The organism is Frankia sp. AgKG'84/4 (assembly GCF_023242965.2).
Taxonomy (GTDB): Bacteria; Actinomycetota; Actinomycetes; order Frankiales; family Frankiaceae; genus Frankia.
Map to the genome: position 1 here is coordinate 1 of NZ_JALKFU020001161.1, position 2,800 is coordinate 2,800.

General features: G+C 73.5%; 2 protein-coding genes and 1 pseudogene. 1 reads left to right on the forward strand and 2 read right to left on the reverse strand.

Annotated elements, in window-relative coordinates; genetic code table 11:
• Window positions 1–197: 197 nt before the first annotated feature.
• Window positions 198–1,109 carry a glycosyltransferase gene (locus MXD58_RS28160; protein ID WP_248836506.1) on the forward strand — a complete coding sequence of 304 codons (912 nt, stop codon included), beginning with the start codon at window positions 198–200 and terminating at the stop codon, window positions 1,107–1,109.
• Between the two features lie 69 nt (window positions 1,110–1,178).
• Here the strand turns inward: MXD58_RS28160 and tyrS are convergent, their stop codons facing one another.
• Together tyrS and MXD58_RS28170 are read right to left on the reverse strand one after the other, a co-directional pair.
• On the reverse strand, window positions 1,179–2,468 hold the full coding sequence (gene tyrS / locus MXD58_RS28165; protein ID WP_248836507.1) for a tyrosine--tRNA ligase: 1,290 nt from the start codon (window positions 2,466–2,468) through the stop codon (window positions 1,179–1,181).
• Window positions 2,469–2,477: 9 nt separating this feature from the next.
• Window positions 2,478–2,800, reverse strand: a pseudogene (locus tag MXD58_RS28170) (hypothetical protein); the annotation flags it as partial.

The following is a 2,800-nucleotide window of genomic DNA, read 5'->3' on the forward strand; positions in this document are numbered from 1 at the left end:
GGCGTCGGGTGTCAACGGGTCGGGGCCGTCCGCGTCGCCGTCCGACGCGCTGAGCGCTGCCGGCAGCTGAGCCGGCCGCCGGGGTGAGACCACCGGGGCCGCCCCGGCCCCGGAGATTCACCGCCGTGGGGCTGCCCGGCCGCACGGCGGTGCCCCAGGAGTCCGCGTGGAGTCCACGCAGTGAGGAGCGTGCCGCTGTGACGGTCGAGGGATCCAGGCGAACCACCTGGCAGTACGAGCTCGTGCTGGTCAGCTATCACAGTCGGGATCAGCTCGAGGGGCTGTTCGCGACGCTGCCCGCCGACATGCCGGTGGTCGTCGTCGACAACGCCAAGGGCGCCGACAACGTCGAGGAACTGCTGGCCGACCGGCCGAACAGCCGCTACCTCGACTCCGGCGGCGGCAAGGGCTTCGCGAAGGCCGCCAACATGGGCATCCGCTCGTCCCGCTACGACATCGTCGTCCTCGGCAACCCGGACAGCCGGCCCACCGTCGAGGTCATCGACGTCCTCGTCGACGATCTCGCCGCCGACCCGGAACTGGTGACCAGCGCGGCGACGATGAAGGGCCACGATGGCAGGCCCGAGCTCGGCAACGGTGGGTGGGAGCCGACGCCGCGCCGGGTGCTGCTGCACGTCCTCGGCGCGCACAAGCTCGCGCCGACCTCGGCGTTGTTCGCCCGGCCGACCCCCGGCCGGCCGATGAACCCCGAGTGGCTGACGGGCGCGTGCATGGCGGTGCGCCGCTCGACGTTCCTCGAACTCGGCGCCTTCGACGAGACGTTCTACGTCTACAACGAGGACATGGCGTTCGGCCGGGCGATCCGCGAGGCCGGCCTGCGCCAGAAGCTGCACACCGACCTGCTGGTGCCGCACGGCGCCGGCGGCAGCGGCGCGGGGAAGACCTGGATGCTCCAGATGCGGGGCGCGTCGATGGTGCGCTACCTGCGCAAGCACAACGCCCCGTCGCGGGTGAACGTGATGCGCTCGATGCTCGTCGCCGGCTATGCCGGGCGCACGGTGCTCTCCCGTGCCCGCGGTCAGAAGGCGACCGCCGACGAGCACGCTGCCTACATCAAGGGGCTGCTCGCCGGGCCGCCGGCCCCCTGAGCCGCGGCGCGCCCCGCCGACCCGCCGCCTGAGGCGGTGGCGGGTACCGGTGGCCGGCCGGGACGCCGCTCAGGCGAACCGGACGACCCGCCACTCGCGCTTGCCGCGGCGGACCAGGATGACCGAGCCGTGCAGCAGGTCCTTCTCGGTGACGGCGTCCTCGAGCGCGGCCCGCTCGCCGTTGACCAGCACGGCGCGGTTGCCGAGGTGCTCGCGGGCGTCGCGGCGGCTGCTGGCGAGGCCGGTGGCGATCAGCAGTTCGAGGACCGGCCAGCCGCCGTCCGCCGACAGTCGGCCGAGCGGCTCGGTCACCGCCGGCACATCGGCGAACACGTCGGAGAGCAGGTCCGCGCCGATCGCCTGCACGTCCCCGCTGAACAGCGCCGCGGACGCGGCCTCGGCGGCGTCGACGGCGGGCTGCCCGTGCACCAGCGCGGTGATCTCCCGGGCGAGGTGGCGCTGCAGCGCCCGGCGGCCGGGCGCCTCGGCATGCTCGGCGAACAGCCGCTCCAACGGCTCCCGGTCGGTCAGCGAGAAGAACAGCGCGAACCGGCGGGCGCCGTCGTCCGACAGATTGATCAGGAACTGGTACAGCGTGTACGGCGAGGTCCGGTCGGCGGTCAGCCACACCGCGCCCTTCTCCGACTTGCCGAACTTCGTGCCGTCGGAGCGCAGCAGCAGCGGGCAGGTCAGCCCGTGGACCTGGGTGCGCAGCACCCGGCGCACGTAGTCGATCCCGGCGACGATGTTGCCCCACTGGTCGGACGCGCCCATCTGGAGCGTCACGCCATGGTCCTCGCGCAGCCGGCGGTAGTCGTACGCCTGCAGCAGCGAGTAGGTGAACTCGGTGTAGGTCAGGCCGACGTCGGGGTCGTCGAGGCGGCGGCGCACCGAATCGCGCCGGGTCATCTCCGCGACGGGGAAGTGCTTGCCGACGTCCCGCAGGAACTCGATCATGCCGAGCCCGCCGAGCCAGTCGGCGTTGTCGACGAAGGTCGGCAGCTGGTCGGCTTCGAGCGCCTGGCCGGCGATGGTCTCGAAGATCTCGCGGTGGTGGGCGACGTTCGCCCGCACGTCCTCGGCGGTCAGCAGGCTGCGCTCGACCGATTTGCCGGACGGGTCGCCGATCAGCCCGGTGCCGCCGCCGAACAGGGCCACCGCCCCGACACCGGCCCGCGCGGCGCGGATCAGCAGCGTGATCGGCAGCAGGTTGCCGATGGTCAGCGATGGTGCGGTCGGGTCGAAGCCGATGTAGCAGCGCCGCGCGCCGGTGTCGAGGTGGTCCCGTAGCTCGGCGGGATCGGTACTGTCGTGGATCAGTCCACGCCAGGACAGCTCGTCCAGGAGCGCGTGTGTCATGTGGCCATGTTAGGGGTGGCCCGACTCTCGGCCCGTGGACGCGGGCACCCGGTCGGTCCAGCCGGGGGGCGCCGAGGGATAGGGGGCCACCGCGCGATCCACCCAGGCAGGTCGCGCGCGACGGCGGCGAAGCGCGGCGGCGAGCAGGTGCGCGCCGACTCCGAGCGCGCCACCCAGCGTGACGGCGACGGTCAGCCCGACGACCCAGACGAGCAGGGACGGGAGGGTGGGGGGGCGGCCACCGTGGGGGGTGGCCGCCGCCGTGAGCTGGCTGCCGCCCGCCGGGGCTGGCACCTCGTCGCCCGCTCCCGCCGTGCCGCCCGCTCCCGCCG